The following is a 25,413-nucleotide window of genomic DNA, read 5'->3' as shown; positions in this document are numbered from 1 at the left end:
GGGAACCTCCTCGTGCAGGCGCGGAGGCTCCCTATCGTTTTTTGCTTTTATCGCCCGAAGCAGCGCGCGCGGCCAGGGCCGCGTCGGCATTGATCGCGCTCGGCATGCGCGTCGCTTCACCGGCCACGCCCAGCGCGGCCAGCAGGTTGTCCACCGCCAGCTGCACCATGGCCTTGCGGGTGCCCAGCGAGGCGCTGCCGATATGCGGGGTCAGCACCACGTTGCGCAGCGCCAGCAGTTCCGGACGCACCTGCGGCTCGCCTTCGTAGACATCCAGCCCGGCCGCCGCCAGCCGGCCGTGGGCCAGTGCATCGGCCAGCGCCAACTCATCGACGATACCGCCGCGGGCGATGTTCACCAGCGTCGCAGTGGGCTTCATCTTCGCCAGCGCGGCCGCGTTGATCAGGTGGTGCGAGGCTGCCGTGTACGGCAGCACCAGCACCAGGTGGTCACTCTGCGCCAGCAGGGCATCCAGCTCGGCATACTGCGCACCGACCTCCGCTTCGGTCGCAGCCGGAAGCCGCGAGCGGTTGTGGTACAGCACGCGCATGCCGAAGCCGTGCGCGCCGCGGCGGGCGATGCCCTGCCCGATGCGGCCCATGCCCAGGATGCCCAGCGTGCTGCCGTGGATGTCCGCGCCCAGCATGGTCTGGAACGACCACTGGCCCCACTGGCCGTCGCGCAGCCAGCGTTCGGATTCGGTGATCCGGCGCGCAGCGGCCATCAACAGGGCAAAGCCCAGGTCCGCGGTGGTCTCGGTCAATACGTCCGGGGTGTTGCTGGCCAGGACGCCGGCCGCGCTCAGCGCATCGACATCCAGGTTGTTGTAGCCCACCCCGACATTGGCGATCACCTGCAGGCGATCGGCACCGGCCAGCTGGGCCGCACCGACGCGTTCGTTGAGGGTGATGATGGCCCCGTCGACGTCCCGCAGCCGTTCCGCCAGTTGCTCCTGCGTCCACGCGGTCACCGCGTCAGTGGTGATCAGCTCGACCTGCGCTCGCAGCGGCTCGATCACCGCATCGATGAGCGGCTGGCTGACCCAGACGACGGGGCGCGCATCAGCCATCGATGTGGCCCGGGATGCGCGGGGTGATGCTGCCGACATCGCCACACTGCGCGCGGTGGCGCAGCGCCTGGTCCATCAGCACCAGCGCCATCATCGCTTCGGCGATCGGCGCCGCGCGGATGCCCACGCAGGGGTCATGCCGGCCGGTGGTCACCACTTCGATCACATTGCCTTCGCTGTCCAGCGAAGCACCGGGCAGGCGCAGGCTGGACGTGGGCTTGAGCACGATCGACGCCGTCACCGGCTGCCCGGTTGAAATACCGCCCAGGATGCCGCCGGCATGGTTGCTGGCAAACCCCTGCGGGGTCAGCAGGTCGCGATGCTCGGTGCCCTTCTGCGCGGCACTGGCGAAGCCGTCGCCGATCTCCACGCCCTTCACCGCGTTGATGCTCATCAGCGCCGAGGCCAGTTCACCATCCAGCTTGCCGTAGATCGGTTCGCCCCAGCCCGGCGGCACGTTGTCGGCCACCACGTCCACGCGCGCGCCGACGGAATCGCCGGATCTGCGCAGCGCATCCATGTAGGTCTCCAGCTCGGGCACCTGCGCGGCATCGGGCCAGAAGAACGGATTGTCTTCCACCGCCGACCAGTCGAAAGCACGCGGCGTGATCTCGCCCAGCTGCGACAGGTAACCGCGCACGGTCACCCCGAAGCGCTCGGCCAGCCACTTCTTGGCGACCACGCCGGCCGCCACGCGCATGGTGGTTTCGCGTGCCGACGAGCGGCCGCCGCCCCGCGGATCACGGATGCCGTACTTGTGCCAGTAACTGTAGTCGGCATGTCCCGGGCGGAACTGCTGGCCGATGTTGGCGTAGTCCTTGCTGCGCTGGTCGGTGTTGCGGATCAGCAGGGCGATCGGGGTGCCGGTGGTCAGCCCCTCGTACACGCCCGACAGGATCTCGACCTCATCGGCCTCGCGGCGCGCGGACGTATGCCGACTCTTGCCGGTGGCGCGCCGCTGCAGGTCGTGGGCGAATTCGGCTGCCTCCAGCGCCAGCCCCGGCGGGCAGCCGTCGATCACGCAGCCGATGGCCGGGCCGTGCGACTCGCCGAAGGTGGTGACGGTGAACAGCCTGCCGAACGAATTGGAACTCACGGCCGCTGTGCCGCCAGTTCGGTGATGCGGGCACTGTGGGCGATCAGCTCACGGCATTCCACCGCGAAGATGCCCATCTGGCCGACCTTGAACTCCACCCAGGCGAAGTCCACTTCCGGCAGCAGCTTGACCAGGTGCTGTTCGGACTCGCCCACTTCACAGATCAGCAGGCCGTCTTCGCTGAGGTGCAGCGGCGCATCGCGCAGGATCTTCAACACCAGGTCCAGGCCATCGTCGCCCGCGCGCAGGCCCATTTCAGGCTCGTACGAATACTCCTGCGGCAGCGCGTCGGTTTCGTCATTGGTGACGTACGGCGGGTTGGTGACGATCAGGTCGTAATGGCGCCCGGCCAGGCCGGTGAACAGGTCCGACTTCAGCAGGGTCACGTTGTGCGCCTGCAGGCGGTCCTTGTTCTCATGCGCCAGCGACAGCGCGTCATCGCTCAGGTCCACGCCGTCCACTTCCCAGTTCGGGTAGTAGTGGCCCATGGCGATGGCGATGCAGCCCGAACCGGTGCACAGGTCCAGCGCGCGGTCCACGTGGCGGCCAGCCAGCCACGGTTCGAAGCCGGTTTCGATCAGTTCGGCGATCGGCGAGCGCGGCACCAGCGCGCGGCTGTCGCTCTTGAAGCTCAGCCCGGCAAACCAGGCTTCGCCGGTCAGGTAGGCGGCCGGCACGCGTTCGTCGATGCGGCGCTGGAACAGCGCCAGCACGTCCTGCTTTTCAGACTGCAGCAGGCGCGCCTGCCCGTAGGCCGGACCGAGGTCGTGCGGCAGGTGCAGGCTGTGCAGCACCAGCTGGGTCGCTTCATCCAGCGCATTGTCGTAGCTGTGCCCGAAGGTCAGGCCCGCCGCGTTGAAACGGCTGGTGCCGTAGCGGATCAGGTCGATGATCGTGTGGAGTTCGGCGGCCGGTTCGGCGGTCATGGCGGTACGACGGGTAGATTGGCCCCCGATTATAGGGTCTGGCGCCTGCCTCGGCATCCGTTGCAGGGGAAACCGCCACCGCGCTGCCGTTATGATGGGGGCCGATCCCTCGGCAGCGCAGGCCCTCATGTTCAATCGCAACGTCGGCATCATCCTGCTGATCGCCCTGGCCGCGGGCCTGGGCCTGCTGGCCGCGCAGAAGGTATTCGCGCCCAAGGCGCCCAGCGGCCAGCCCGCTACCGAAGCGATCACCTTCTATCCCCAGCCGCGCCCCCTGCCGGACTTCAACCTGGCCCAGTCCGACGGCACCCGGCTCATTCCCGGCGAGCTGAAGGGCCACTGGACCCTGGTGTTCCTGGGCTTCACGTTCTGCCCGGATGTCTGCCCCACCAGCCTGCTGGACCTGGCCCAGGCGCAGAAGCAATGGGAGGCGGTGCCTGAAACGCTGCGCCCACGCGTGTTGTTCGTATCGGTCGACCCCGAGCGCGACAGCGCCACCCGGCTCGGCGAATACGTCCACGCCTTCCACAAAGACACCCTGGCCGCCACCGGCGACGTGCCGTCGCTGGAAAAATTCGCGACCTCGCTCGGCCTGGTGTTCCAGAAGGTGCCCGGCAGGACCTTCGACGAAAACCCCGAGGACTACACGATGGAACACTCGGCCACGCTGGCCGTGCTGGATGCCGAAGGCCGGCTGGCCGGCATCATCCGTCCCCCGTTCAATGCGCCGGCCATCGCCCGCGACCTGCAGAAGCTGACCGAGAAATCCGCCCCATGAGCTTGATGACCACCCTGAGCTACGCCCTGCCCCACCGACTGCTGTCTTCGATGGCGCGTGCGCTGGCGTACTCGGACAACCCGCGCGTAGCGCAGTGGCTGATCGACACCGTCACCGCGAAGTTCGGCGTGGACCTTGGCGAAGCGGCCAATCCGGATCCGCGCAGCTACAAGACCTTCAACCAGTTCTTCACCCGTGCATTGAAACCCGGCGCGCGCGTGGCCGATGCCGATCCGCGCACCCTGGTGATGCCGGCGGACGGCCGCATCAGCCAGCTCGGCCGCATCGAAGGCGGCAGCATCTTCCAGGCCAAGGGACAGTCGTTCACCGCCGCCGAACTGCTGGGCAGTACCGAAGATGCCGTGCCGTTCAACGACGGCCTGTTCGCCACGGTGTACCTGTCACCGAAGGACTACCACCGCGTGCACATGCCGTGGACCGGCACCCTGCGCGAGACCGTGCACGTGCCCGGGCGGTTGTTCAGCGTGGGCCCGGCGGCGGTCAACAAGGTACCCGGCCTGTTCGCCCGCAATGAGCGGCTGGTCTGCCATTTCGACACCAGCTTCGGTCCGATGGTCAGCGTGATGGTCGGTGCGCTGCTGGTGTCCGGCGTGGAGACGGTCTGGAGTGGCGAGGAGATCCCGCACTACGGTGACCGCATCACCTGCAAGGATTACCGCGGCCAGGGCATCACCCTGGAGCGCTTCGCCGAAATGGCGCGTTTCAACTATGGCTCCACGGTGATCGTGCTGCTGCCGCCGGGCGTGGCCGATTTCGCCCCGCACCTGGATGCCGAACACGCCGTGCAGCTGGGGCAGGCGCTGGCCACGCTGCGCTGATCGGCTGCCAGCGGCCGTTACGACTGCAGGGCAGATGCGGCAACACCGCATCCCACCGGCATCCCTCGGTAATACAGGGCGACGGGATAGAATGCGGTCATGACTGAATTCATCCCACCCGGCACGCTGTTCCACGCCCTCCCCTCCCCGTTCCCGTTCAAGCGCGGCGGCGCGCTGAGCGCTGGACGGGTGGCGTATGAAACCTGGGGCACGCTGGATGCCGATGCCGGCAATGCGATCCTGATCGTCACCGGGCTCTCGCCCGACGCGCACGCCGCGAGCAACGCCGCCAATCCGGCTACGGGCTGGTGGGAAGGCATGGTCGGACCGGGCAAGCCGATCGATACCGATCGCTGGTTCGTGATCTGCGTGAACTCACTGGGCAGCTGCAAGGGCTCCACCGGGCCGGCGAGCATCGACGCTGCCACCGGCAAGCCGTATCGCCTGAGCTTCCCCGAGCTATCGGTGGAAGACGGCGCACGCGCCTCTGTCGAGGTGGTGCGTGCGCTGGGCATCACGCAGCTGGCCTGCCTGGTGGGCAACTCGATGGGCGGCATGACCGCGCTGGCCCTGCTGCTGCTGCACCCGGGCATCGCGCGCAGCCACATCAACATTTCCGGCAGTGCGCAGGCCCTGCCGTTCTCGATTGCCATCCGCTCGCTGCAGCGCGAAGCGATCCGGCTGGACCCGCAATGGAATGGCGGCCAGTACGACGATGCCAACTACCCGGAATCGGGGATGCGCATGGCACGCAAGCTCGGCGTGATCACCTACCGTTCGGCCTTGGAATGGGATGGTCGTTTCGGTCGCGTGCGGCTGGATTCGGACCAGGCCGATGACGATCCGTTCGGCCTGGAATTCCAGGTGGAAAGCTACCTGGAAGGCCACGCAAGACGCTTCGTGCGCTTCTTCGACCCCAACTGCTATCTGTATCTCAGCCGCTCGATGGACTGGTTCGACCTGGCCGAGCAAGGCAATGGCGACGTAATGGCCGGACTGGCGACCATCAAGGTGGAAAAAGCCCTGGCCATCGGCGCCAATACGGACATCCTGTTCCCGGTACAGCAGCAGCAGCAGATCGCCGAAGGCCTGCGCGCGGGCGGGGCCGAAGCGCAGTTCATCGGCCTGGATTCGCCGCAGGGACACGATGCGTTCCTGGTTGATTTCGAGCGCTTCGGTCCTGCGGTACGCGGTTTTCTCGGCGAACTGTGAGTCGTCGCGCCACGCCACGCAAGCGCGCAAAGCCCGCGGCCGATGCACCCGCGCTGAGCCCGCGGACCGCGCTGGCGCTGCTGGTGGCCGGCATGCTGCTGGGCTGCACGGTGGCCGGCTGGCTGCCGGAGTGGTTGGCCGGCTGGCTGCTGCTGGTCAGCCTGTGGACCTTCGGCGCTTACTGGCGGGACAAGCGCGCGGCGATCCGCGCCCAGCCACGGGTATCCGAACGCAGGCTGCAGGTGCTGGCGCTGCTGGGGGGCTGGCCGGGTGCCCTGTTTGCCCAATCGCTGCTGCATCACAAGAACCGCAAGGTGAGTTTCCAGCAGGTGTTCTGGGTCTGCGCAGCGGCAAACGCAGCGTGCACCCTGGCACTGCTGCGCGCCTTTTCCGCTGCTGCCTGAGATCGATCAGGGCACGATGTTGTTGAAGTACTGCTTTACCTGCGGCCAGATCAAGTCGATCCTCGCCCCGGAATTGGTGCAGTTGCTCCAACCGAGGTGATGAAGTGCGACCACGCGGTTGCTGGCACGCCCGATGACCGGCGAACCGGAGCTTCCGCCTTGGGTATCACAACTGTAGCTGGCGTCCCGCCCGCCGTTGGCGGCGGTGCTGATGAGCGTGCAACGCTGCCCACCCTGCGCGTCGCTGGTGACCGCCAGCTCTTTCAGGCGACCCTGAGGATGTTGCGGGATGAAGATTTCCTGGCCTGGCCGGGGCGTGCCGACATCCAGGCCAAGGTAACCAAAGCGCGTGATGTTCGCGAACTGGTTGACCGTGAACAGGCTGTAGTCGAGTGCGGCGTCGGTTTTCAGCAGCGTGGCGCCGCTTACTTTGGTGACCGCCGCGCTGGCTCCGCTGCCACACTGCGCTGCCTCATGGTTGAACCAGACCTCCGTGGAGGCGACCCCTGCGGCACTGTTGAAGCAGTGATTGTTGGTGAACAGGCGGTTGTCGCTGCCCACCCGCCAGGCCGTGCACAGAAAACGTCCACCGATCAGCAGCCGTGCCACCGGCCTGGCCGCGTTGTAGGCTTGGTTGTCATGTCCTGCCAAGCAGGCTACCGGCTGCAGGTCATTGGCGCCGCAGATCGCGCGCGGCCCCGCAACCGCGCCTTCCAGAGGGCTGGCCGCAGCCAACCGGGCAACCTGGTCAAGCGGCAACCCTTCGTCATAGTGTGCAACGTGGACGCCGTGATGGCCTTCCCACGGCTCTTCCGCCGTGCCGGTCAGGCGCAGGATGGCGGTGTCGCCGTGGATGGACATCGCACCGAACCGGGTTCGACCGTCCTCATCCAGGGCGGCATCAACCGTATGGGCGTCACGGACCTGGCTGCTGTAGCGATGGACTTCCGTTCCGTCCGGATTGGATATCTCCAGCGTTACACCCCGCGGCAGATCGAACTGGCTCAGGTGGACCTTGATGTAGGTGGCATGTTTTGCCGTCACGACGATGGGCTTGGTATCGCCTGCACCGCGCGACGCAGGGGAGACCAGCCGCACGTCCGTCGCGCGGGTGACCCCTGCAACAGGCGGCTCAGCTGCGTTGGCAGCCAGGGAAAGCGTTGAACTCATGGCCAGGACACAGCTCAGCCGACGGACGTAGGTTGCTGCATGTTTCATTGCGCGCTCCAAGGGAAGGACACAGTTCGACTGTGCAGCCCTCCGCCATGAAGCGACGTCAGGCGAACACCCGACGCCTGCTGGGCAGATGGCCCTGGCAGACATCGGAGTCCGCCGGTCCAGGACCTGCCGGGTGGTCACACTACGCCGGCAGCGGCATCTGCAGCGCCGCACGGGTGCGCCACGATTCCAGCAGCTGCCGGCCCTGCCAGCGCCGCCACCCTGCTTCAGGTCATGGCATGCCGGCAAGCCGGTCCAGCGCCGCACGCAGGTTGGGCAAGGGGCCGATGTGCCCATTGTTGCCGACCTGCGGCGTGCCGGTCTCCACCAGCAGGCTGCGCATCTGCAACGGGGTGAGCGAGGTCCCGCGCGCCTTCGCGGCGCCGGACACTGCGGCGACCGCCGAAGCCACGATCGGTCCCGCGCTGGAGGTACCGTTGAAGCGCTGCGTGTAGCTCGCGTTGGCTCCCCCGTTGTACAGGTCGCGGCCTCCGGTGGTGGCCACGCAGCCGCCCCACCCCTGCAGGTTTACCCGGCGTCCGTGGGTGGAGAAACCCAGTCGTGAGCGGGGCACCACGCTGTCCCTGCACCACTGCGTGGCCGCCGCACCGCCCGCGCCCGCCAGGATGGCGCCGGAGTCAGGCCGCCCGCGCGGAAAACCGGGACCGAAGCAGCCAGCGTCCAGGTTGACGTTGCCGTTGCCTGCGGTCTCCACCACGTGGATGCCACGCCTGACCGCGGAAACCACCGCGTCGTAGATCGATGGGATCCATTCGGGTGCGACGTAGCCGTTGCACGGCGCCGGGCCGGGGAACTGCTGTTCGATCAGGATCACATCGCCCGGGGCGAGCTTCGCCGCTGCCAGCGCCACTGCATTGGCCGCGTTGTAGCCGGTCTGTGGACTGGTGACGTTGACGTAGTGCGGCGTGGCACCACTGACCAGCCCGCGCACCCCGAAGCCGTTGTCATCGGCGATCATCTCGCCCAGCACCGATGTGCCGTGGTTGTTGTCGTTGAACGGATCGCTGATGCTGGCCCCCTGCTTGATCCAGGTTCCCGGCACGCGCAGTTTGGTCAGGTCCTCGTGCTGCCAGTTCCAGCTGTATTCGATGTCGACCACGCGTATGCCCTTTCCATCGCCCCCCGGCACCGTGCGTGCGTGGACGGCATCGATACCGGTCGGGGCAGCCAGCGCGTACCCCTGCCGCTCGACGAACAGCGGTGACGCCCACTGCACGGTGGCAGGCGCCGGAGCGACCGATGGCGGTGGCGCGGGCAGCGGTGCGGCGTAGGCGATTTCCACCGCATCCATGCCGTTCAGCAGGTCGATGACGGCTGCCGCGTCCTGTCCCGCTTTCAGCTGCATGCGATACCACTGGCCCAGTGCGGGCAGGTCCACGCGATGCGATGTGTCGTGCACGACATCGGCGGAAAACAGCGGGGTGACCCGCAGCACCGGTCCATCCGCTGCAGTCAACGCGTCAAGCCGGGGCAATGCGCCGCTGCGCCGGGAGGTCCAGCCGGCCGTGCCGGGTGCCGTGCGGTCGGCATTGCGGAACTTCACTTCGATGAGGTCCTGCGAGTAGCCAGGGCCGATCCGGGTCTGCCGGGGTTTTTCGATGGACCACGCCGCATCATCGTTGCCGGCCTGCGCGCCGGCGATGGCGGGCGACAGCAGCAGGGAGCAGGCAGCACTGGCGAACAGGGCCTGGGACAAGGTCAGGCGCATGGAGATTCCTCCTGGAGACAGTGGCGCGGGTCGAAGCCCGCACGCGCCACGGTGTGGCGCATCTCCAGTGTGCTGAACGCCCGGATTGCTTCCATCGGACAACGCTGCGGCGCCAGCTCCGGGAATCACCTGACGCTGGCGGGCTCAGCCAGGCTCCGCCACGTGCAGCCGTCCGGCCTGCAGCCGGTACACCTGGTCCACCACGCCTTCGGGCAGTGGATCATGGGTGATGATCAGCAGGCTGCGACCTTCGAGCAGCGCCGGCAGGTCAGCCAGCAGTGCGTGGGCGGCATCCACGTCCAACCCTTCGGTAGGTTCGTCCAGTACCAGCAAAGGTGCGCCGCGGAGCAACGCGCGCGCCAGCGCCAGGCGCCGCGCCTGCCCCGCCGACAGCGTGGCGCCGTTCTCGCCGACCCAGCCCTGCAGGCCACCGACCGCGCGCGCCCAGTCGCCCAGCCGCACCCGCTCCAGCATCGCCCACAACACGGCGTCGCTGGCGTCGGGATCACCAAGACGCAGGTTGTCGGACACGCTGCCGGCGAACACCGGTGCGTGCTGCGGCAGCCACGCCAGCTGCCGGTGCCAGTCATCCTGCGCGTAATGGCGGATGTCGATCCCGCCATGGGTGATGCGTCCGCCGGTCGGGTCATACAGGCGCAGCAGCAGGCTGGACAGGGTGGTCTTGCCGCTGCCGCTGTCGCCGCCGATGGCGATGCGCCGGCCCGGCTCCAACGTCAGGTCCACGCCATCCAGTACGCTGCGCCCGCCCTCCGTCCAGGCGAACGAAACGCCTTCCCAGCACACTGCCGCCGGGACCGTCGGCAGCGGTCGCGGCGATGCAGGCTCACTGACCATCGGCGACTGGTCGACGATGGACTGCAGCCGGGACACCGACACCTGGCCGGACTGCAATGCCTGCCAGGCCAGCCCCAGCCCCGCCCACAGTTCGATCATGGCCACGCTGAGGAACACCAGCCCGGAGGCCATCGGTGCATCCAGGCGCCCGGTTTCATGGGCTGACAACGCCAGCACCAGCATGGCCAACAGGCCGCCGCCGGTCACCACGCCATGCAACGTCGTGCCGGCCAGCAGGCGCCAGCGCCGCCGACGATCACGCGCGCGAAGCTGGCGCGCGGCCACGTCCACCCTGCCCTGCCAATGGTCCAGCGCATCCAGCGCCGCCAGGTCGGCAGCCCCCTCGATGCCCTCCAGGGACAGCGTGCGCAGCTGCGTGCGGTGTGCTGCGCGGTCGCCTTCTTCGCCGGCGCGTCCGCGCACCCCCAGCCACGGGACGCCCACGCCGACCAGCACGGCCATGGCCGCCAGCAGCGCCGCGGCCTGGGGCAGGATCAGCCACGCCGATCCGATGGCCACCAGGCTCAGCGCGGCCAGCGCGCACAGCGGACCCAGCGCGCGCACGAACAGGCCATCCACCTCGGCGATGTCGCCCAGCAACCGGGGCCAGCAGTTCGCCGGTACGCGTGCTGCCCAGCCGCGCCGGTGCCAGCGGCAAGGCGCGGCGGAAGAACCAGACCCGTGCATCGCGCGCGATGCGCAGGGTCACATCGTGGCCGACCAGCTTTTCGAAGTAGCGCGACACGATCCGCGCCATGGTCAGGCCGCGGATGCCCGCCGAGGGCGAGAAGAAGTTGAACCCGCTGCCAAGGCCGGCAGCACCGGCCAGCGCGGCCGCGGTCAGGAAGCCGCCGGACAGGCCGAGCAGCGCCGTCCCGGCCAGCATCGTGGTCCACAACAACAGGACCGTCAGCAGCAGGCGGGGCGTGTGGCGGGCGAACACCGCGCGGAGCGGATCGCGTTGCGCGGCGCTCATGCGCGCACCTGCCGCGGGTCGTGGTGCAGCAGGCCGTCGGGCAGCCGCAACGTGCTGTCGGCCCAGGCGATGGCCGCGGGGCTGTGGGTGGCGATGATCACACTGCGACCGCGCGCATGGATTGCCAGCGCCTGCAGCAGGGCCGCTTCGGTACGCGGATCCAGGAACGCGGTGGGTTCGTCCAGCAGCATGATGCCGGGATTGCGCAGCAACAGCCGGGCCAGGCCGATGCGCCGCGCTTCACCGCCGGACAAGCCGAAGCCGCGCTCGCCGATCACCGTATCCAGTCCGTCGGGCAGGCGGTCGGCGAAGGCCAGCACCTGCGCGGCCCCGGCCGCCTGGCGCAGGGTGGCCAGGCTGGCGGTCGGATCGGCAAGCCGCAGGTTGTCGGCGATGCTGCCGTGGAACAGATAGGGGCGCTGGCCGGCATAACCGACTTCCAGTCCCGGACGCACGATGATGCTGCCCTCGCGTGGCGGCAGCCAGCCGGCCAAGGCTTCAAGCAGGGTGCTCTTGCCGCTGCCGCTGGGCCCTACAACCGCCAGTCGCTGGTTCGGTTCCAGCTGGAAACCGAGGTCCTGCAGCACATCGTGGCCTGCCCCCAGCGGGCGCAGCACCAGCCCACGCGCCTGCAGCACGGGCGCGTGCACCTGCACCGGCTCTGCAGGCACGCTGACCGGCGCCCGCCGCGGGGCAGGTCCCACCGCAGGCCCGGGCAGCTCGCCGAGCAGGCGTTCGATCTCCGCGGCAGCGGCCAGCGCGTTGGCACGATCATGGTAGTGCGCGGCGAGGCGACGAAGCGGCGCATAGAATTCCGGTGCCAGCAGCAGGCAGAACAGGCCCGCCCCCAGCGTGGGCACCTGCGCATGCAGGGACATCATGCCGAGGTAACTCAGGCCCAGGTACAGCGCCACCATCGCCACGCTGACCGATGCGAAGAACTCCAGCACGGTGGAGGAAAGGAACGCGATCCGCAGCACTTTCATCGTGCGCTGGCGCACGCCATCGGCGGCCGCGGCCACGCCCTCCAGTTCGGCCTGGCCGCGGCCGTACAGGCGCAGCAGGCCCAGTCCCTTGATACGGTCGGCGAAGTGCCCGCTCATCCGTGCCAGCTCACCCAACTGGGCGCGCCCGGCCGCTTCTGCGCCCCAGCCCACCAGCATCATGAAGAACGGCACCAGCGGCGCGGTGGCGATGAAGATGATCGCCACCACCCAGTCCACCCAGGCCACTGCCACGGCGATGATCAGCGGCACCACCACCACCTCGATGCGCACCGGCTGGAAGCCGCTGTAGTAGTTTTCGATGGCATCGGCATGGGCCAGCATCACTTCGCCAAGCTCGCCGCTGCGCTGTTGCCGCAGCCACAGTGGCCCCTTGCCCAGCACGCTGGCATAGGCACGTTCGCGCAGCGCCAGCCGTGCTGCATCGGCCACATCGCCGGCGCACGCCTGGGTCGCGCTGCCCAGCAGGGTACGCAGCAGCAGCACCACGCCCAGCCCCGCCAGCACCCACGCGCCGTCGGCCAGCGGTGCGCGTTCGAACAGCACATGCTGGACCAGCCAGGCAATGGCCCCGGCCTGGGCCACCAGCAGCACCCCGGAAACGCTGATCGCCGTGGCGGCCAGCCGGCGGCGTCCGCTTGCCGCTGCTCCCAGCGTATCCAACCAGTGCTGGCGGGCCTTGCGCTGCAGCGCTTCGTGGCGCTGGGCTTGGATCAACTGGGTTTCGATGTCCTGGCTCACGGTGGCTCGGCTGGAACGGTCTGGGGGCATTGTAGGCGCAGCTCCCTGCACCCCTGCGGCGCCCGGTCGCACCGACGCTGCGGTTGGCATACGATTGCGCCGGGGATCCATTCATACATTGATCTGAATCAAGGCTGTTCGAAGTAGTCGGTCACATCATCGCTCCACGTAGACCACCCTTCCCGCAACCCCAACGGCACTATCCCACGAGGTAGCCAGGCCATGATTGATTCGACAGTCGTAGAACTGTCGCGGCTGCAGTTCGCCCTGACCGCGATGTACCACTTCCTCTTCGTCCCGCTCACCCTTGGCCTGTCCTTCCTGGTGGCCATCATGGAAAGCGTGTACGTCATGACCCGCAAGCCGGTCTGGCGCCAGATGACCCTGTTCTGGGGCACGCTGTTCGGCATCAACTTCGCCATCGGCGTGGCCACCGGCCTGGTGATGGAGTTCCAGTTCGGCATGAACTGGTCCTACTACAGCCATTACGTCGGTGACATCTTCGGTGCGCCGCTGGCGATCGAAGGACTGATGGCGTTCTTCCTCGAAGCCACCCTGATCGGGCTGTTCTTCTTCGGGTGGAAGCGGCTGACCCCGGTCAAGCACCTGGCCGTGACCTGGTTCATGGCGCTGGGCACCAACCTGTCGGCGGTATGGATCCTGATCGCCAACGGCTGGATGCAGAACCCCACCGGCGCGGTGTTCAACCCGGAAACGATGCGCATGGAGGTGGTCGACTTCGCCGCGGTGCTGCTGAACCCGGTGGCCCAGGCCAAGTTCGTGCACACCGTCAGCGCCGGCTACGTGACCGGTGCGATCTTCGTGATGTCCATCAGCGCGTTCTACCTGCTGCGCAACAAGCACCGCGAAATGGCGCGCCGCTCCTTCGCGGTGGCGGCCGCCTTCGGCCTGCTGTCCTCGCTGTCGGTGGTGGTGCTGGGTGACGAAAGCGGTTACGCCGCCAGTGAACACCAGAAGATGAAGCTGGCTGCGATCGAAGCGATGTGGGAGACCGAGCGGGCACCGGCGGACTTCACCGCCTTCGGCATCCCCAACCAGGCGACCCAGCAGAACGACTTCGCGATCAAGATCCCCTACCTGATGGGGCTCATCGCCACCCGCTCGGTGGACCAGCCGATTCCCGGCATCCTGGAACTGGTGGAACGGGCCGAGCACCGCATCCGCGGCGGTCAGATCGCCTACGGCGCGCTGCAGCGGGTGCGGGCGGACAAGAACGACCTGCAGGCGCGCGAGATGTTCGATCGCCACTGGCAGGACCTCGGCCATGGCCTGCTGCTGAAGCGCTACCGCGACGACATCGGCAACGCCACGCCGGAAGAAATCAGCAAGGCGGCGATGGACACCGTACCGCGGGTCGCTCCGCTGTTCTGGACCTTCCGCATCATGGCCGGGCTGGGCTTCTACCTGATCGCCTTCTTCGCACTGGCGTTCTATTACTCCTGCCGCAACAACTTCCAGGACAAGCGCTGGTTCCTGACCCTGGCCCTGTGGTCGCTGCCGGCGCCGTGGATCGCGATCGAATGCGGTTGGTTCGTTGCCGAATACGGTCGCCAGCCGTGGGCCGTGGATGGCGTGCTGCCCACGTTCTACGCTGCCTCCGGCCTGGCCCTGCATGAAATCCTGACCACCCTGGCGGTGTTCACGCTGTTGTACACGGTGCTGCTGGTGATCGAAGTCAAGCTGATGCTGAAGGCCATCCGCACCGGTCCCGACGAGATCCTGCCGTCCCTGCAGGCGCCACGCGCGTCCGTTTCCCACAATGCCGCCCCGGCCCCAGGCCAGGCGTAAGGCAGGAGAACCCCGATGGAATTCCTTGGACTCGATTACACCACCCTGCGCATCATCTGGTGGCTGCTGCTGGGCATCCTGCTGATCGGCTGGGCGGTGATGGATGGCTTCGACCTCGGTGTCGGCACGCTGCTGCCGTTCGTGGCGAAGACCGACGACGAACGCCGGCTGGTGATCAACACCATCGGCCCGGTGTGGGAAGGCAACCAGGTCTGGCTGGTACTGGGCGGCGGTGCGATCTTCGCCGCCTGGCCGCCGCTGTACGCGGTCAGCTTCTCCGGCTTCTACCTGGCCATCTTCGCCATGCTGTTCGGCCTGATCCTGCGCCCGGTGGGCTTCAAGTACCGCAGCAAGATGCCCGGCAAGCGCTGGCGCGACAACTGGGACCGGGTGCTGTTCGTCGGCGGCCTGCTGCCCGGCCTGATCGCCGGCGTGGCGGTGGGCAACGTGCTGCTGGGCGTGCCGTTCCACTTCGATGACAGCATGCGGATCTTCTACACCGGCTCGTTCTTCGGCCTGCTCACCCCGTTCGCACTGATCGCCGGAGGGGTCAGCGTGGCGATGCTGGTATCACACGGGGCGGCCATGCTGGTGTTGAAGACCGACGGCCCGGTGGCCGAACGCTCGGCCCGCTATGGCAGCGTGGCGGCGCTGCTCAGCTTCGTGCTGTTCGCCCTGGCCGGCGCCTGGGTGGCCTTCGGCCTGCCGGGCTATGAAATCACCTCGCAGGTGGTCACCGATGGACCGACCAATCCCTTGCTGAAAACCGCCGCCGAGGGCGCCGCGGCCGGCGGCTGGCTGCGCAACTACAGCAGCATGCCGGCCACCCTGCTGGCCCCGATCGTCGGCCTGCTCGGTGCGCTGGCCAGTGCGGTGCTGCTGCGTGCCCGGCGTGGCGGTCTGGCGTTCCTGGCTTCGGGGGCGTCGATCACCGGCATCATCCTGACCGTCGGTTTCGCGATCTTCCCGTTCCTGCTGCCCTCCTCCAGCCAGCCCGGTTCCAGCCTGACCGTATGGGATGCCTCCTCCAGCCACCTCACGCTGTTCATCATGCTGGTGGCCACGGTGATCTTCCTGCCGATCGTGCTGGCCTACACCACCTGGGTCTACCGCGTGTTGAAGGGCAAGACCACGGCCGAAGACATGTCAGACAACCCCAACGCGTATTGACCCCCACGTGCCGGCCAACCGCCGGCACCTCTCGAAGGAGCACACCATGTGGTATTTCGCCTGGATCCTCGGCACCGGCCTGGCCTCGGTCGTGGCCATCCTCAACGGCATGTGGTTCGAAGCCCGCGAGTCGGGCAGCATCGACGGCCGCGACGGCCGCGACGGCAAATGATGTAACAAAAGTGTTGCCGCCTTGGCCTTCACACGGTATCTTAGGCGGCTCCTTCGGGGTGTAGCTCAGTCTGGTAGAGCGCTACGTTCGGGACGTAGAGGTCGCAGGTTCGAATCCTGTCTCCCCGACCACTCTGGTGGTCGGAACGACCGAAGGAAGTTGAGATTCCCCTTGCCGCCCAGTGCGGGAATCGATATGATAGGCGGCTACCCTTCGGGGTGTAGCTCAGTCTGGTAGAGCGCTACGTTCGGGACGTAGAGGTCGCAGGTTCGAATCCTGTCTCCCCGACCACTTTGTTGGTCACGAAGAAACCTGGAAGACGACGGTCTCCCGGGTTTTTTTGTGCCTGTCGTTTTTGCTGGCGACGTACAATGGCCACCTCCCCCACCCTGCCGCACCGGCGTTCGCCCGGTGCCGCCGTTGCATCCGGAGGCCGCCGCGCGCGCCACCGGCAAGGATCCACCATGAGCCCCACCGCCTCCTCTTCATCGCCTGCGCCTTCGCTGCTGCACGGGCGCGCCCTGGTCTTCGCCGCCATCGTGCTGGCCGCGGTCAACCTGCGCACCGCGGTGACCTCGGTCACCCCACTGCTGGACGTGCTGGGCCAGACCTTCGGCTTCGGCACCACCATGACCGGCGTGCTCGGGATGCTGCCGACCGCTTCGTTCGCGCTGTTCGGTGTGTGCACGCCCCTGCTGGCGCGCCGCCTCGGCCTGGAACGCACCACGCTGCTGGCGATGTCGCTGGCGCTGGTCGGCCTGCTGCTGCGCTCCAGTGCGCTCGGCATGGGCAGCCTGCTGGCCGGTTCGGTCATCGCGCTGGCCGGCATGGGGATCGGCAACGTGGTGGTGCCCCCGCTGGTGAAGCGTTACTTCGCCAACAAGGTGGGCACGATGAGCACGCTGTACATCAGCGCGCTGCAGCTGGGCACCATGCTGCCGGCCTTGCTGGCGGTGCCGGTTGCCAACGCGGCCGGCTGGCGCGTGTCGCTGGGCATGTGGGCGCTGCTGGCCCTGGCCGCGACCCTGCCATGGCTGATGCTGGTGCGCCGCACCCCGCGCCACGATGTGATCACCGACGGCCCGGATCCGGGCGCCCAGCCACACGGCCGCGTCTCCGCGACCTCGCTGGGCTGGGGCATGACGCTGATGTTCGGCATGACCTCGCTGATGACCTATTCGATGTTCACCTGGCTGCCGCGCATCGTGGTCGAAGCCGGCGCATCGCCGGCCTTCGGCGGGGTGATGGTGGCGATGTTCTCCGCGCTGGGCCTGCTGCCTTCGCTGGTGATTCCGTCGCTTGCGGTACGCATGGCCAACCCGTTCCCGCTGGTGCTGATCGGCTTCGGCTCCTTCGTGGTGGCCTTCGCCGGGCTGCTGCTGGCGCCGATGAAGGCCCCGCTGCTGTGGGCCTGCCTGCTGGGCCTGGGTCCGTCGACCTTCCCGCTCGCGCTCACCCTGATCAACCTGCGCACCCGCACCCCGACCGGATCGGCCGCGCTGTCCGGCTTCATGCAGGGCGTCGGCTACAGCTTCAGCTGCCTGGGTCCTTTCCTGGTGGGTTGGCTGCATGACATCAGCGGCAGCTGGACGTTGCCGTTCGGGTTCCTGTTCTGCTGCGCGCTGGTGATGCTGTGCGCCTCGTGGTTCGCCTGCAAGCCGCGCAAGCTCGAAGACCTGTGGTGAAACACGTCGCTGGGTGAAAAGCCATCCACGACAATCGCGTTATGATCCGTCGCAACTGACGCAACGCGTCACTTGTCGACCCTGCATCTGTCGCAGGGCGTCTTCCTGCGGTGGCGGCCGCAGCATGAACGTCCGTGGCCGGACGTGCATCCAGTCGCCCCCGCATTGCGTATAGGGGCAAGGATGCGGGCAAAGTCACTGGCAGCAGGCACGATCAGGCTGGACCGGCCCGCCTCCGCATCCCTCGATTTCCATCACGCGGCTCCGCAACGCGTCGTTGCAGGGGCTTGGCACGTGATGTGCGTCACACTTTCTAATTCTTTATCGCACGAACCAGCTCCTGGGGGTTTCATGTTTGTCCATCGTCCGCTGGCGCGTTGCGTCGGCCTGGCCTGCCTCGTCCTGGCGACAGGCGCGCACGCCGCCCTTGCCCCCGCCAACCGCGCCGAGCAGATGGCTGAAATCAGCCGCCATCGCGACCAGGCCCAGTGGCTGGATGCGCTGGCGGCGATCGAGCGCGCGCAGCAGTCCAGTCCCGGCGACGACCTGCTGTACAAGCTGCAGGTGCTGACGTTGGGTGATATCGGCAATGCCAGCCGTGCCTGGCAGCTGTACCAGGCACGCCCGGACCTGTTCGATGCGGGCCAGAAGGAACGCTTCGAAGCGGACTACCTGGCTCGCCTGGTGGGCTGGAGCATGGCCTATGGCGAAAGCGAAGACACCCGCCTGGATGAAGCCGAAGACACCCTGGCGCTGATGGAAAACTACCTGCGGCGCGACGGCATCCCGCTGGCGCAGGCCCCCCGGCGCATCCGCCTGGACCGCCTGATCCTGCTCAACCGCCTGTCCCGCCACGCCCAGCTGCGCGAGGAGTATCTCGCCCTGCGCGCCGATGGCATCGAGCTGCCCGACTACGTGCTGCCGGCGGTGGGCGACTCGCTGATGGCCACCCAGCATCCGGACGAGGCGATCCCGGTGCTGTCGCAGGCGGTGAAGAACGACCCCTCGCGCTTCCAGGCGCGCTCGGAACTGGCCTATGCGTACCTGGAAATCGAACAGGCGGACACCGCCATCGACTACCTGGTGGCCTGGCAGAAGGACGAGCCGATCTGGCGCTGGGGTCCGAATGCGCGTGCGCCCTACGCCAACTGGGCCCGCTATGAGGCCGACCTCAACCTGGCGATGATCCGCGCCTACAGCAACGACCTGCCCACGGCCCAGGCCGAGCTGGAACAGCGGGTGGCGATCGGTCCGGGCAACGGCGGCCTGCAGACCGCGCTGGGCGGCGTGTACCAGATGCGCGGATGGCCACGGCGTGCGCTGGAGCGCCACCAGATGGCCTACACGCTGGATCCGCGCGATGTCTCTCCGCGCATCGGCATGTTCGAGTCCCACATCGCGCTGCAGCGCGACGACCGTGCCCGCCCGATACACGACGACCTGCTGGCCCGCTACCCGAACCAGCCTTCGGTGCAGCGCATGGACCGCGCCTGGCGCGCGCACCGCGGCTGGCAGCTGGAAGCCAATGCGGAAGTCGGCCGCAGCAGTGGCGGTGGCGGCGCTTCGCCGCTGGGCAACGACGATGGCAGCTACCGCGTGCAGGCATCTTCGCCGATCCTGGCCGATCGCTGGCGGGTGCTGGCCTTCGCCGACCGCCGTTCGGTGGACTTCCAGAACCAGCGCATCAACCCGTGGTGGTTCGGGGCCGGGGTGAACTACCGCTTCGACCAGCTGGATGGCGAGCTGGTGGTGCTGCACCCGAATGACGACGTCGGCGACACCGGTCTGCGCGCCGGACTCGGCTGGCAGTTCAACGACCAGTGGCACATCGGCGCCAGCGCCGCACGCAACGATGCCGATGCGTCGATGCAGGCCCGCGTATCGGGCATCACCGCCGACAGCGTGGCGCTGGCTACGACCTATACCCGCAACGAGCGTACGCAGTGGCGGATCGGCGCCAGCCAGTACCGCTATGACGACGGCAACCGCCGCGACACCGTCAGCACCTCGGTGGAGCAGCGCCTGCTCAGCCGCCCGACCCTGCAGGTGGACGGGCTGGGCAGCCTGTATGCCAGCCGTGGCAGTCGTGATGACGTGCCCTACTTCAATCCCTCGCGCGACCGCTCGGTGGAAATCGGCCTGCGCATCGACCAGCAGTTGTGGCGGCACTACGAGAAGCATTTCCGCCACCGCCTGACCGTGTCGGTCGGCGACTACTGGCAGGAAGACTTCGGCAGCGCACTGGTGCCCTCGGTGGAGTATCGCCACGAGTGGCAGATCGGTGCGGGGCGCATTTTCGAGTACGGGGTGCGCTGGTCGCGTCCGGTGTATGACGGCCAACGCGAGCGGCATGTCGGCCTGGAAGCCGGCCTGCGCTGGGGAGAATGAGATGCGAGTGAGCAACATGCGACTGCCGATGATGATGATCCTGCTGGTGCTGCTGGCGCTGTGCGCGCCGCTGCAGGCCCAGACCCGCCCGGAACTGGATGCGGCCGGCAACGGCCTGCTGGTGCTGAGCTACCACGACATCCGCGATGACGTGGCCGCCAAGGGCGATCCAGATGCCTATGCGGTGAGCACGCAGAACTTCGCCGCCCACCTGGACTGGCTGTCCGCGCACGGCTACCACCCGGTGTCGCTGAGCCAGCTGGTCAAGGCATCGCGCGGGGAAGCGACGCTGCCGCCCAAGCCGGTGCTGCTGACCTTCGATGATGGCCTGCGCAGCGTCTACAGCAAGGTCTACCCGCTGCTGCGTGCCTACAACTACCCGGCGCTGGTGGCGGTGATCACCGACTACGTGGACATGGCCCCGGATCGCACCATCGATTACGGCTACCGCCCGTTCGGCCGCGATGATTTCCTGACCTGGGACCAGCTGCGCGAGATGAAGGACAGCGGCCTGATCGAACTGGCCAGCCATACCGACAACCAGCACCACGGCGTGCAGTCCAACCCGCAGGGCAACTCCACGCCGGCAGTCATCACCCGCGCTTACGATCCGGCCACCGGTACCTACGAGAGCGCGGCTGCGTATGAAAAGCGCCTGCGCGATGACCTGTCGCGCAGTGCCGGACTGATTGAAAAGAACCTCGGTGTGCGTCCGCAGGCGATCGTCTGGCCGTACGCGGCCTACAACCAGCTCAGCAACGACATCGCCGAGCAGCTCGGCATGCCGGTGTCCTTCGACCTGGAAGGCCGCAGCACGCCGGTCACGCGTGACCTGCACGGGTTGGCGCGCCTGCTGGTGACCGGCAATCCGAACGTCACCGGGCTGGCCTTCGAACTGCGCCGCAACACCAACCTGGACGGCACCCGCGCCCTGCAGATCGACATGGACGCGGTGTATGACAAGGACCCGGCGCAGCTGGCGCGCAACCTGGACACGCTGATCGACCGGGTCAAGAAGATCGGCCCGACCCACGTCTACCTGCAGGCCTTCGCCGATCCGGACGGAAACAACACCGCCGATGCGCTGTATTTCCCCAATCGCCACCTGCCGATGCGCGCAGACCTGTTCAACCGCGTGGCGTGGCAGCTGAAGACCCGCGCAGGCGTGAAGGTGTACGCGTGGCTGCCGGTGCTGGGCTATGAACTGCCCGATCCGGCACAGAAGCAGGCGCTGGGCATCGCCAGTCCGGAAAAAGACGGCATGTACCGGATGGACTTCACCAAGCCGGCCGCTCGCCAGATCATCCTGGACATCTACGAAGACCTGGCGATCAATTCCTACTTCGAAGGCCTGCTGTTCCACGACGATGCCTACGTGCGCGATACCGAACTCACCGGCCTGGCGCAGGAAGGCGATGACGGCAACCGGACCCAGGCGCTGATCGACTTCACCCTGGCCCTGCGCGACCGTGCGCAGCGCTGGCGACCGAAGCTGGGCACCGTGCGCAACCTGTATGCACAGCCGGTGCTGGAGCCGCAGAGCGCGGCCTGGTTCGCCCAGCGCCTGGACCTGTTCAACGCCGCCTACGACCACACCGCCCTGATGGCGATGCCGTGGATGGAAGGCAGCCGCCACCCGGAACGCTGGCTGGACCGGCTGGTGGCCGCGGTGCGCGAACACGATCCAGAGCTGAAGCACACCCTGTTCGAACTGCAGACCGTTGACTGGCGTACCCAGACCGCGATCCCCGGCGAGCGCCTGCGTGCGCAGGTACGCCGCCTGCAGGCACAGGGCGTGCGCCACCTGGCGTGGTACCCGGATGACTTCATCGCGGACAAGCCTTCCACGGCCGATGCGCGCGCGGCGATGTCGGCGCGCAACTTCCCCTACCCGGAGCGGTGACATGGACCACGCGCCTGTCTACTACCTGTTCCAGTTCGCCTTCTTCTACCCGATGGTGATGGCGTTCTTCTGGATGTCGGGAGGCCTGTACTACTTCTTCCGGCGGGAGCGGAAGTCGCGTGACCGCAATGATCCGCCGCCGATGGACGAGTACCCGTTCGCTTCGCTGCTGATTCCCTGCCACAACGAATCGGACAACCTGGACGACACCATCGGCGCGGCGCTGGCGCAGCGCTACCCGGACTTCGAAGTGATCGCCATCAACGATGGCAGCCGCGATGACACCGGCGCGCGCCTGGACGCGCTGGCAGCGATCCATCCGCGCCTGCGCGTGGTGCACCTGGACCGCAACCTGGGCAAGGCCAACGCGCTGCGCATGGGCGCACTGGCCGCGCGCTCGGAGTACCTGGTGTGCATCGACGGCGATGCGATGCTGGAAGAGCACGCCATGCACTGGATGGTCTGGCACCTGACCAGCGGGCCGCGCGTGGGCGCGGTCACCGGCAACCCGCGCATCCGCAACCGCTCCACCCTGCTGGGCCGCCTGCAGGTGGCCGAATTTTCCTCGATCATCGGCATGATCAAGCGGGCCCAGCGCGTCTACGGCCGCATCTTCACCATTTCCGGGGTGATCGCCGGCTTCCGCCGCACCGCCCTGCATCGCATCGGCTACTGGGCCGATGACATGGTCACCGAAGACATCGACATCAGCTGGCGCCTGCAGCTGGACCACTGGGACATCCGCTACGAGCCCAATGCGCTGTGCTTCATCCTGATGCCGGAAACCCTGCGCGGACTGTGGAAGCAGCGCCTGCGCTGGGCACAGGGCGGCGTGGAGGTGCTGCTGCGGCATGGCATGAGCCTGTTCAACTGGCGCAAGCGCCGCATGTGGGGCGTGCTGGTGGAGTACATCTTCAGCGTGCTGTGGGCCTACGTGATGCTGCTGATCATCGTGTTGTGGGCACTGGGCAAGTTCGTCGAACTGCCGCCGTCGCTGTACATCCAGACGCTGCTGCCGCAGTGGCACGGCGTGATCCTGGCGCTGGTCTGCCTGCTGCAGTTCGCCAGCAGCCTGATCATCGACCGTCGTTACGAAATCAACATCGGCCGCAATTACTTCTGGGTGATCTGGTACCCGATGGCCTACTGGTTGATCAGCCTCTTCACCACCCTGGTGGCACTGCCGAAAACGCTGATGAAGCGGGGCAGGAAGCGCGCCACCTGGGTCAGTCCGGACCGGGGAATTCGATGAACGCCAACAAGCCGTCGCGTCGTTTCGATTCGCGCCTCATCCAGAAGCCGCGCCAGCAGCCACGTCTGCAGCGCACTGCATGGGGATTCGTCACCATCGCGTTCTGGGCGTTCTATTTCTACCTGTGGGCGCCGGTGCTGACGCTGATCTCGTGGCTGGTCGGTGGACGCCTGGCGTGGCTGCAGTTGTATGAGCGCAAGCAGCAGCTCGACCCGTTCATCGTCATCGCCCTGCCGGTGCTGCTGATCGGCTGCGCGGCCCTGCTGATCCTGTGGGCCGAGTACAACCGCTACCGGTTTGCCGGCAAGGAACGGCGCACCCCGCGCGTGGATGTCGCACTGCCGGAGATCGCACGCGACCTTGGCGCCAGCGATGCGCTGGCACGCCAGCTGTCCGGGGCGAAGGCGGTCACGCTGCACATGGACGATGATGCACGTCCGGTCGGCATGACCGAACAGGTGCTGATGGTGCGCCCGCTCGCGGTCGGCTGACCTGCCGCCACCTGCCCTGCGGTAGTGACGGCCGCTGGCCGTCTGCTCCTGCCCTCGCCGCTGCGCTCGCCGAGCATGGCTCGGCGCCACCTGCCCTGCGGTAGTGACGGCCGCTGGCCGTCTGCTCCTGCCCTCGCCGCTGCGCTCGCCGAGCATGGCTCGGCGCTACCTGCTCAAGGGTAGTGACGGCCGCTGGCCGTCTGCTCCTGGCCTCGGTGGGTGACGACCGTTGGTCGTCACGCCTTGTCCGTACGCACCTGGCCTTCGCCGCGCACCACGAAACGTTCCACCGTCAACGCTTCCAGGCCCATCGGGCCGTAGGCATGCAGGCGCGTGGTGGAAATGCCGATCTCACTGCCCAGACCCAACTGGCCGCCATCGGAAAAGCGCGATGATGCATTGACCATCACCACCGCCGACTGCAGGGCGTGGATGAAACGTTCGGCGTGGTCCGCGTCCCGCGTAGCGATCACTTCCGTGTGGTCGGAGGTGTAGCGGCGGATATGCGTGATGGCCGCCTCCAGATCGTCCACCACTTTCACCGCGATCACCAGGTCCAGGAACTCGGCCGCGTAGTCGTCATCGGTGGCCGCCGTACTGCCCGCCAGCAGCGGCAGGGACAGGGCGTCGGCGCGCAGCTCGACACCGCGTGCGGCCAGCGCCTGGCCGGCGCGCGGCAGGAATTCCGCGGCGACATCCCGGTGCACCAGCAGGGTTTCCAGCGAGTTGCACGCCGACGGCCGGCTGCACTTGCCGTCCACCAGCAGGTCGATGGCCTGATCGATATCGGCGCTGGCATCCACGAACAGATGGCAGACGCCCTTGTAGTGCTTGATCACCGGCACGCGCGCATGTTCGGCAACGAAGCGGATCAACCCTTCGCCACCCCGCGGGATCGCCAGGTCGATCAACTCATGCAGTTGCAGCAGTTCCAGCATCGCCTCGCGGCGCAGGTCGGTCAGCACCGTCACCGCCGCCTCCGGCACGCCGTGCACAGCCAATGCGCTGCCCAGTGCGGCGGCGATGGCGGTGTTGGAATGGATCGCCTCCGAGCCGCCGCGCAGGATCACCCCGTTGCCGGCCTTCAGGCACAGCGCCGCGGCCTCGGCGGTGACGTTCGGGCGCGCTTCGTAGATCATCGCGATCACCCCCAGCGGCACGCGCACTTTCTGCACGCGGATGCCATTGGGACGCACGTCGTCACGGGTCACCTGGCCTACCGGATCCGGCAGCCCGGCCACTTCGCGCAGCGCCTGCGCCATCGCGAACAGACGCGGCGGGTCCAGCATCAGCCGGTCCAGCATCGCGCTGCCGATGCCCTTGTCACGCGCGGCGGCGAGATCGCGTGCATTGGCGGCCAGGATCTGCCCGGCATGCGATTCCAGCGCAGCGGCCATGGACTGCAGCAGCGTGGTGCGCTGCACCGTGTCGAGCCCGGCCACCACGGTGGCCGCAGCGCGGCAGGCGCGTGCTTGTCCTTCGATATCGCTCATGGCAGCAGGCACTGACCGGGTTCACAAGGTGGGAACCGGAGTATAGCCGAGGCCTGCACTGGGCCTTGGCCGGGTGACCCCTGCACCCGCCTGTCTGGTCTGACTCCTTCCGTCGGAGCGTTCGCCGTCGTTGCGGGTCCATCGGCGGCGCCACAGGGCGCACCTGTACTGACTTCAAGCTGCCCGGGCGCATGTGCGCAATG

19 protein-coding genes, 2 tRNA genes and 1 pseudogene are annotated in these 25,413 nt (G+C 67.5%); 14 read left to right on the top strand and 8 right to left on the bottom strand.

Features of this window, described 5'->3' with window-relative positions; all coding sequences use genetic code 11:
* Nucleotides 1-31: 31 nt before the first annotated feature.
* From QE373_RS06345 to prmB, 3 genes are read right to left on the bottom strand one after another with little or no spacing between them, the layout of a single operon-like run.
* Nucleotides 32-1,069, bottom strand: a complete 1,038-nt coding sequence (locus tag QE373_RS06345) for a D-glycerate dehydrogenase (protein ID WP_309684787.1) — start codon at nucleotides 1,067-1,069, stop codon at nucleotides 32-34.
* Nucleotides 1,062-2,165, bottom strand: a complete 1,104-nt coding sequence (aroC, locus tag QE373_RS06340; protein ID WP_309684784.1) for a chorismate synthase — start codon at nucleotides 2,163-2,165, stop codon at nucleotides 1,062-1,064. The genes QE373_RS06345 and aroC overlap by 8 nt, the downstream gene beginning before the upstream one ends.
* On the bottom strand, nucleotides 2,162-3,091 hold the full coding sequence (prmB, locus tag QE373_RS06335) for a 50S ribosomal protein L3 N(5)-glutamine methyltransferase (RefSeq protein ID WP_057687231.1): 930 nt from the start codon (nucleotides 3,089-3,091) through the stop codon (nucleotides 2,162-2,164). Before prmB ends, aroC begins: the two co-directional genes overlap by 4 nt.
* 127 nt (nucleotides 3,092-3,218) lie before the next feature.
* Here prmB and QE373_RS06330 point away from each other — a divergent pair, with 127 nt between their 5' ends.
* The 4 genes from QE373_RS06330 (at nucleotide 3,219) to QE373_RS06315 (ending at nucleotide 6,324) form a co-directional block, all read left to right on the top strand.
* Nucleotides 3,219-3,869 (top strand): SCO family protein, encoded by a 651-nt coding sequence (locus tag QE373_RS06330; protein ID WP_309684780.1) that lies wholly within the window; start codon nucleotides 3,219-3,221, stop codon nucleotides 3,867-3,869.
* Entirely contained in the window at nucleotides 3,866-4,708 is an 843-nt protein-coding gene (gene asd / locus QE373_RS06325; RefSeq protein WP_309684777.1) for an archaetidylserine decarboxylase, read from the top strand. The genes QE373_RS06330 and asd overlap by 4 nt, the downstream gene beginning before the upstream one ends.
* A 99-nt stretch (nucleotides 4,709-4,807) precedes the next feature.
* Nucleotides 4,808-5,920 (top strand): homoserine O-acetyltransferase, encoded by a 1,113-nt coding sequence (locus QE373_RS06320; protein ID WP_309684774.1) that lies wholly within the window; start codon nucleotides 4,808-4,810, stop codon nucleotides 5,918-5,920.
* Nucleotides 5,917-6,324, top strand: a complete 408-nt coding sequence (locus tag QE373_RS06315; protein WP_245625352.1) for a DUF1294 domain-containing protein — start codon at nucleotides 5,917-5,919, stop codon at nucleotides 6,322-6,324. The genes QE373_RS06320 and QE373_RS06315 overlap by 4 nt, the downstream gene beginning before the upstream one ends.
* A 6-nt stretch (nucleotides 6,325-6,330) precedes the next feature.
* On the opposite strand, the gene QE373_RS06310 is transcribed toward QE373_RS06315, so the two are convergent.
* The 4 genes and pseudogenes from QE373_RS06310 to cydD form a co-directional block, all read right to left on the bottom strand.
* A complete protein-coding gene (locus QE373_RS06310) occupies nucleotides 6,331-7,542 on the bottom strand; it encodes a serine protease (RefSeq protein WP_309684770.1) in 1,212 nt (403 codons plus the stop codon).
* A gap of 232 nt (nucleotides 7,543-7,774) precedes the next feature.
* Nucleotides 7,775-9,271, bottom strand: coding sequence for a S8 family serine peptidase (locus tag QE373_RS06305; RefSeq protein WP_309684766.1), 1,497 nt, complete (start codon nucleotides 9,269-9,271; stop codon nucleotides 7,775-7,777).
* Between the two features lie 144 nt (nucleotides 9,272-9,415).
* A pseudogene (gene cydC / locus QE373_RS06300) lies at nucleotides 9,416-11,102 on the bottom strand (thiol reductant ABC exporter subunit CydC).
* Nucleotides 11,099-12,847: a thiol reductant ABC exporter subunit CydD gene (cydD, locus tag QE373_RS06295; RefSeq protein WP_309684763.1), complete on the bottom strand. Its 1,749-nt coding sequence runs from the start codon at nucleotides 12,845-12,847 to the stop codon at nucleotides 11,099-11,101. The pseudogene cydC and the gene cydD overlap by 4 nt, the downstream one beginning before the upstream one ends.
* Nucleotides 12,848-13,069: 222 nt before the next feature.
* Here cydD and QE373_RS06290 point away from each other — a divergent pair, with 222 nt between their 5' ends.
* From QE373_RS06290 to pgaD, 10 genes are all read left to right on the top strand, one after another.
* On the top strand, nucleotides 13,070-14,656 hold the full coding sequence (locus QE373_RS06290) for a cytochrome ubiquinol oxidase subunit I (protein ID WP_309684761.1): 1,587 nt from the start codon (nucleotides 13,070-13,072) through the stop codon (nucleotides 14,654-14,656).
* A gap of 15 nt (nucleotides 14,657-14,671) precedes the next feature.
* Nucleotides 14,672-15,826, top strand: coding sequence for a cytochrome d ubiquinol oxidase subunit II (cydB, locus tag QE373_RS06285; protein WP_057687240.1), 1,155 nt, complete (start codon nucleotides 14,672-14,674; stop codon nucleotides 15,824-15,826).
* Between the two features lie 46 nt (nucleotides 15,827-15,872).
* Complete coding sequence (gene cydX, locus QE373_RS06280; protein ID WP_309684757.1) at nucleotides 15,873-15,998, top strand: cytochrome bd-I oxidase subunit CydX; 126 nt, start codon at nucleotides 15,873-15,875, stop codon at nucleotides 15,996-15,998.
* A 54-nt stretch (nucleotides 15,999-16,052) separates the two neighbouring features.
* Nucleotides 16,053-16,129, top strand: a tRNA-Pro gene (locus QE373_RS06275).
* Between the two features lie 83 nt (nucleotides 16,130-16,212).
* A tRNA-Pro gene (locus tag QE373_RS06270) sits at nucleotides 16,213-16,289 on the top strand.
* A 173-nt stretch (nucleotides 16,290-16,462) separates the two neighbouring features.
* On the top strand, nucleotides 16,463-17,683 hold the full coding sequence (locus tag QE373_RS06265; RefSeq protein WP_309684753.1) for an MFS transporter: 1,221 nt from the start codon (nucleotides 16,463-16,465) through the stop codon (nucleotides 17,681-17,683).
* 351 nt (nucleotides 17,684-18,034) lie between these two features.
* On the top strand, nucleotides 18,035-20,071 hold the full coding sequence (gene pgaA, locus QE373_RS06260) for a poly-beta-1,6 N-acetyl-D-glucosamine export porin PgaA (RefSeq protein ID WP_309684751.1): 2,037 nt from the start codon (nucleotides 18,035-18,037) through the stop codon (nucleotides 20,069-20,071).
* A 16-nt stretch (nucleotides 20,072-20,087) separates the two neighbouring features.
* Nucleotides 20,088-21,974 (top strand): poly-beta-1,6-N-acetyl-D-glucosamine N-deacetylase PgaB, encoded by a 1,887-nt coding sequence (gene pgaB, locus QE373_RS06255; RefSeq protein ID WP_057687278.1) that lies wholly within the window; start codon nucleotides 20,088-20,090, stop codon nucleotides 21,972-21,974.
* Between the two features lies 1 nt (nucleotide 21,975).
* The gene (pgaC, locus tag QE373_RS06250) at nucleotides 21,976-23,226 is read left to right on the top strand and encodes a poly-beta-1,6-N-acetyl-D-glucosamine synthase (RefSeq protein WP_057687243.1); all 1,251 of its coding nucleotides are present in this window, start codon (nucleotides 21,976-21,978) and stop codon (nucleotides 23,224-23,226) included.
* Nucleotides 23,223-23,717 (top strand): poly-beta-1,6-N-acetyl-D-glucosamine biosynthesis protein PgaD, encoded by a 495-nt coding sequence (pgaD, locus tag QE373_RS06245; protein ID WP_057687244.1) that lies wholly within the window; start codon nucleotides 23,223-23,225, stop codon nucleotides 23,715-23,717. The genes pgaC and pgaD overlap by 4 nt, the downstream gene beginning before the upstream one ends.
* A gap of 236 nt (nucleotides 23,718-23,953) precedes the next feature.
* Here the strand turns inward: pgaD and QE373_RS06240 are convergent, their stop codons facing one another.
* Entirely contained in the window at nucleotides 23,954-25,210 is a 1,257-nt protein-coding gene (locus QE373_RS06240; RefSeq protein ID WP_309684742.1) for a glutamate-5-semialdehyde dehydrogenase, read from the bottom strand.
* Nucleotides 25,211-25,413 lie beyond the last annotated feature (203 nt).

The sequence above is a fragment of the Stenotrophomonas sp. SORGH_AS_0321 genome (assembly GCF_031453215.1).
Lineage (GTDB): Bacteria > Pseudomonadota > Gammaproteobacteria > Xanthomonadales > Xanthomonadaceae > Stenotrophomonas > Stenotrophomonas chelatiphaga.
This window is presented reverse-complemented; position numbering and strand designations above follow the sequence as displayed.

What these genes read in the sequence shown, in the direction of transcription:
- QE373_RS06320 (WP_309684774.1), top strand. Translation starts at nt 4,808, where the DNA reads ATGACTGAATTCATCCCACCCGGCACGCTGTTCCACGCCCTCCCCTCC.
- QE373_RS06330 (WP_309684780.1), top strand. Translation starts at nt 3,219, where the DNA reads ATGTTCAATCGCAACGTCGGCATCATCCTGCTGATCGCCCTGGCCGCG.
- pgaC (WP_057687243.1), top strand. Translation starts at nt 21,976, where the DNA reads ATGGACCACGCGCCTGTCTACTACCTGTTCCAGTTCGCCTTCTTCTAC.
- QE373_RS06240 (WP_309684742.1), bottom strand. Translation starts at nt 25,210, where the DNA reads ATGAGCGATATCGAAGGACAAGCACGCGCCTGCCGCGCTGCGGCCACC.
- cydX (WP_309684757.1), top strand. Translation starts at nt 15,873, where the DNA reads ATGTGGTATTTCGCCTGGATCCTCGGCACCGGCCTGGCCTCGGTCGTG.
- QE373_RS06305 (WP_309684766.1), bottom strand. Translation starts at nt 9,271, where the DNA reads ATGCGCCTGACCTTGTCCCAGGCCCTGTTCGCCAGTGCTGCCTGCTCC.
- cydB (WP_057687240.1), top strand. Translation starts at nt 14,672, where the DNA reads ATGGAATTCCTTGGACTCGATTACACCACCCTGCGCATCATCTGGTGG.
- pgaA (WP_309684751.1), top strand. Translation starts at nt 18,035, where the DNA reads ATGTTTGTCCATCGTCCGCTGGCGCGTTGCGTCGGCCTGGCCTGCCTC.
- prmB (WP_057687231.1), bottom strand. Translation starts at nt 3,091, where the DNA reads ATGACCGCCGAACCGGCCGCCGAACTCCACACGATCATCGACCTGATC.
- asd (WP_309684777.1), top strand. Translation starts at nt 3,866, where the DNA reads ATGAGCTTGATGACCACCCTGAGCTACGCCCTGCCCCACCGACTGCTG.
- QE373_RS06290 (WP_309684761.1), top strand. Translation starts at nt 13,070, where the DNA reads ATGATTGATTCGACAGTCGTAGAACTGTCGCGGCTGCAGTTCGCCCTG.
- QE373_RS06265 (WP_309684753.1), top strand. Translation starts at nt 16,463, where the DNA reads ATGAGCCCCACCGCCTCCTCTTCATCGCCTGCGCCTTCGCTGCTGCAC.
- QE373_RS06345 (WP_309684787.1), bottom strand. Translation starts at nt 1,069, where the DNA reads ATGGCTGATGCGCGCCCCGTCGTCTGGGTCAGCCAGCCGCTCATCGAT.
- QE373_RS06310 (WP_309684770.1), bottom strand. Translation starts at nt 7,542, where the DNA reads ATGAAACATGCAGCAACCTACGTCCGTCGGCTGAGCTGTGTCCTGGCC.
- pgaB (WP_057687278.1), top strand. Translation starts at nt 20,088, where the DNA reads ATGCGACTGCCGATGATGATGATCCTGCTGGTGCTGCTGGCGCTGTGC.
- pgaD (WP_057687244.1), top strand. Translation starts at nt 23,223, where the DNA reads ATGAACGCCAACAAGCCGTCGCGTCGTTTCGATTCGCGCCTCATCCAG.